General features: G+C 62.2%; 3 protein-coding genes and 1 pseudogene. All 4 read left to right on the top strand.

The window, feature by feature from the left end; all coding sequences use genetic code 11:
* Positions 1 to 380 (top strand): annotated as a pseudogene (locus tag IP69_RS21220) (ATP-binding protein); the annotation flags it as partial.
* Positions 381 to 547: 167 nt separating this feature from the next.
* Positions 548 to 847 carry a phosphopantetheine-binding protein gene (locus tag IP69_RS21625; RefSeq protein ID WP_082359521.1) on the top strand — a complete coding sequence of 100 codons (300 nt, stop codon included), beginning with the start codon at positions 548 to 550 and terminating at the stop codon, positions 845 to 847.
* Positions 844 to 2,037, top strand: coding sequence for a beta-ketoacyl-[acyl-carrier-protein] synthase family protein (locus tag IP69_RS21215; RefSeq protein WP_054144822.1), 1,194 nt, complete (start codon positions 844 to 846; stop codon positions 2,035 to 2,037). The genes IP69_RS21625 and IP69_RS21215 overlap by 4 nt, the downstream gene beginning before the upstream one ends.
* A 785-nt stretch (positions 2,038 to 2,822) precedes the next feature.
* Positions 2,823 to 3,041 carry a hypothetical protein gene (locus IP69_RS21205; protein ID WP_054144820.1) on the top strand — a complete coding sequence of 73 codons (219 nt, stop codon included), beginning with the start codon at positions 2,823 to 2,825 and terminating at the stop codon, positions 3,039 to 3,041.
* The last annotated feature ends 1,034 nt before the right edge of the window (positions 3,042 to 4,075 follow it).

The following is a 4,075-nucleotide window of genomic DNA, read 5'->3' as shown; positions in this document are numbered from 1 at the left end:
GCGACGACGCTGGTCGCGCAACTGGCCAAGGCCCATGACGAAGGGCGGCTTGAGGAGAAGCTGACCCACTACGCCAAGCGGAAGCTGCTGATCGTCGATGAACTCGGCCATCTGCTGTTCGAGCCCTACGCCACGCATCTGTTCTTCCAGCTCATCAGCCGCCGCTATGAGCGCGGAGCCATGCTCTGACATCAAACCGCACCGTCGGAGAATGGGGCTCGGTCTTCTGCGATCCTGTCGTGGCCACGGCGATCCTCGATCGGCTGCTCCACCACAGCCTCGTCATCACCATCCGCGGAGACAGTTATCGGCTCCGCAAAAAGGCTCGCAGCGGCCTTTTGCAAAAGGCCGCTGCGACGCGTCAACCCGCAACCGTCTGAAGGGCAATCGGCATGGGGGTCAGGTCTTCGTGACGAAAAGGGGTCAGTTCCGAATGTCGCTCGACAGCTGCCTATGTTGACGTTCGTGGGGCTTTGGTTTCTGTACGTGGCCGGCGTTCGCATCGCTGACCGTCTGCGATCTTTCCCCTGACCGAGACCGTTCCAACATGTCGACCGAGGTGTCTTGCATTACAAACGATCTGCTGATCGCTTTGTTGAGAGATGTTGTCGCTGAGAACCGGGCGCGGAACCGCGAAGCCATTTTGCAAGACGTTTGGAGCCCTCTGACGACATTGGAGGAAATCGGTTTCGACTCGCTCGACCTCGTCGAGTTGGTCTTCATGATCGAAGATCGCTTCAGCGTCGACATCGGCTTCAATGCGAACACCAACATCAACGACGTCAAGACCATCGACGATCTGCGTCGCGCGATTGACAACCTGCTGGCGGATAGTCGCGCGGCATGACGCGCGTCGTCGTTTCGGGCCTTGGTATCGTCTCTCCCGTCGGATGCAATGTCGACACCTTCTGGCGATCGTTGCTGGCCGGCTCGGCAGCCTTTGCGGAGGCATCGGCGCTGCCGGGACGGGGACTGTGCGTGGCTGAAGTTCGTGACAGCGATTTCATGGCCGGCCTGACGGTCTCGGCTTCGATGTGTGACCGCAACGCCCTGTTTGCCATCGCGGCAGCCCGGCAGGCGCTCGTTGCGGCAGGCCTTGGCGAGGGTTTTCCGCGCCCCGACCGCGTTGGGGTTATTTTGGGGAACGCCGCCGGGGGGCAGTGTACGGTTGACGAACAATACTCTCGGTTGCACCTGCTGAAAAAACGACCACCGCCGATGACGGTGCCCAAGGTCATGGTCAGCTCTTCAGCCAGCTGGGTCTCTATGACCACGGGTGCAGCCGGGCCTAGTTTCGTGACCTCCAGCGCCTGCGCATCGGCAAACCACGCCATCGGCGTTGCGATTCAGATGCTGCGAGCGGGGGCTGCCGATATCATCATCGCCGGTGGAACCGAGGCGCCTCTATCGGCAGGGACCCTACTAGCCTGGGACGCCATGAAGATCATGTCGCGGACGGCCTGCCGTCCCTTTGCCGCGGGACGCAATGGGCTGATGCTGTCAGAAGGTGCCGGCATCGTCGTGCTCGAGACACAAGAGCACGCGCGAAAGCGCGGTGTTCACGCCTCCGTGGAGGCGGCAGGGTTCGGCTTCAGCGCCGATGCCGGCGACCTGGTGTCTCCCGATGCGGGAGGCATGGAGCGGGCCATGGCTTTGTGCCTCGCCGATGCGGGTCTCGGGCCCGGGGATCTCGCCTATGTCAACGCGCATGGAACGGGAACGCGTGCCAATGACAGGACGGAAGTGTTGGCATTGAACCACCTGTTCGCAGGTACACCTCTGCCGCCCTTGTCCTCGACCAAGGCCGTGACGGGTCATTCGCTGGGAGCCGCCGGGGCATTCGAGGCTGTTGCGACCGTACTCGCGATGCAGCGCTCGATGGCTCCTCCGACGGCCAATTTCGATGCGATCGACCCCGAATGCGACATCGACTGCATTGCCAATGTCGGCCGGTCCATGCCGATTGCCGTCGCCATGTCGAATTCCTTTGCTTTCGGCGGATTGAACGCCGCTCTCATCTTCAAGTCACTCCGGTGAAAAGGGGGCGATCAGATCTCGGATCATGGCGCTGTCGACGGAGCTGATGCCAAGTCGACGAGCTGATGCCTCGACCGCACCGGTCAACATGTCCGACGCCGGCCTGCTTCAGCAGATCGTGGGTCGTTCTTGAGCGGTCTGGCCTTTGGCTGGTCAGGGGGTTGGGAGCGAGGCGCAATCTGATCGGCTTGAGCGGTCTCGATCCGCGCCAATGACCTGATCGAGCCTTTTCGACAAGGTGACCGATGTGACCGATGTGACGGGTGTGACCACGAGGACGGGCGAACCTGTGCTCCTCAGCAGGCTTGCCCGATCATGGTGGATTAAGGCCTTCCGCTTCGAGCCGAGGCGCTGGGTCGCGCGCCACGTCAGTGGCAATCTGGTCCGTCATGAGCGGCTTGGAGCTCGCGTTGTGGTGCTGGCTCCTCGCAGCGCGCCGCAACGTCCAAAATGATCTGGTTAGGGTCGAGAATGCGGTCTGGGCGATCCTGTGCGAGGCCGCACGTGAGTTCGGCTCAGCCGATCAGGGGGCCTTCGCCGACCGCGTGCGCAAAAATGGCTGGGGATGATACCCTCTTTGCGCCTCGTATCGAGCCGTCGCTCGCGCTCCTGGCTTGGGGTGGGCACGATCGAACTTGGAAGATTCAACCCGCTCCCATGCGGGGACCGTACCTAAACCTAGCGACGAACAGGAAGCTGCCGGGTCATGGGAGGACGTCGCTGCACGCTTCGATACCAAAAGTTGACGGTCGGATGATAAGAGCGAACCCGACGAGGAGGCCGCGATGGCAGTGCAGGGTTTTCAGTTTGCGGTGACGTCTCGGGGGCAGGGAGGCATCCAGGTCTTTGTTGTCGCGGCCTCGACCCCAGCGCTTGCTGAGCGGATCCTTCAGCGGGACCAGTTTGTTCCGGCCGGATCGACGATCGAACTCCAGCGACAGCTGACAGCCGACGCTCTGGCCAGATACGGGCTCGCCTCCGGTGGCGTGATCAAGATCCGTTAGGATCGGTCCGGCCGGCCGCGTGTGGTTCGCAGCTGATCTTCGCATCAACACATCGCGCAGGACGGGCTCAGAAGGCTACTCTTGCCCGCGATCCGACGCTGGCCAAAGCGCAGCATGCAACGCTTTGCTTAGGGTCATCCCGGGAGGACGCCGCCGGCGGCAGGTCCAGGAATGCCGTCGTGTGGCTCCTCAGCAGAGGTCTTTGATGGTTGTGTCCGCCTCAGAGCTGCTGCTGGCCAATGGACACACGGCCATCACATAAAGCGAAGAATCCCCGTCACGATCAAGGCGAACGCCGCGATCGGAGCGCCGACGGCCACGCGGTGCCGAATGCGATCGATCACTTGTGGGATGGTGTAGGATATGTCGTCCATCTGCTGATACCTGGCGCTGCGCTAAGAACTTACGCCCGAACGACACAACCGACCGACTCTCCCCGCCCTATAATGATCCGCTATAAATTAACTTTTCGTAAGCTATCGCCGGTCGGCCGCTTTACGACCCCGGCAAATTGTCTGTGGCGCGCAGGCGCACGATTCGGCGCGGCTCCGCGATGGCTCTTCGACGGATGCGTTGGGACCGCGACCGCTTCCAGGTCGGGCTCGGAGGTTCAGCCCTAGCTCAGCCCATGCATGCCGGTCTCCGTGCAGGCGGCTGCGAACGCGATCACTCCGACTAGCGCGGAGATCTCACCATGATCCAGACCCTGCTGCGCGACAGCGGTGGCGGCTTCCGTCGCGGTGCCTTTCCCGCAGCTGCTGGACGCCCTCTGTGAGACAGGATGGTGCCTGGCTTCCTGGTACTCCTGTAAGCCGGGCGGCTCGCCGACACACTCGCGGCCGGCGACAGAGCCGGATTGGAGCGACCCTGTGTTTTTTCTGCTAAGTCAAGGAAGCCAGCTCCATGATGCCGTGCCTTCCTCCCGGATCGACCGCAGTACAGCGAGGGCCCTCTGACAACTGGAGTGCGCCCCTTGAGGCGGATAGTGTGACGACAGGGAATTGACCGGGGAGCCGGGCTTTCGAAGGATGAAA

Origin of the sequence: Allobosea sp. AAP35, from assembly GCF_001295925.1 — a bacterium.
GTDB lineage: Bacteria > Pseudomonadota > Alphaproteobacteria > Rhizobiales > Beijerinckiaceae > Allobosea.
The sequence above is the reverse complement of the archived record's forward strand: the minus strand, read 5'-3'. Positions and strand labels throughout refer to the sequence as shown.

What these genes read in the sequence shown, in the direction of transcription:
- IP69_RS21625 (WP_082359521.1), top strand. Translation starts at nt 548, where the DNA reads ATGTCGACCGAGGTGTCTTGCATTACAAACGATCTGCTGATCGCTTTG.
- IP69_RS21215 (WP_054144822.1), top strand. Translation starts at nt 844, where the DNA reads ATGACGCGCGTCGTCGTTTCGGGCCTTGGTATCGTCTCTCCCGTCGGA.
- IP69_RS21205 (WP_054144820.1), top strand. Translation starts at nt 2,823, where the DNA reads ATGGCAGTGCAGGGTTTTCAGTTTGCGGTGACGTCTCGGGGGCAGGGA.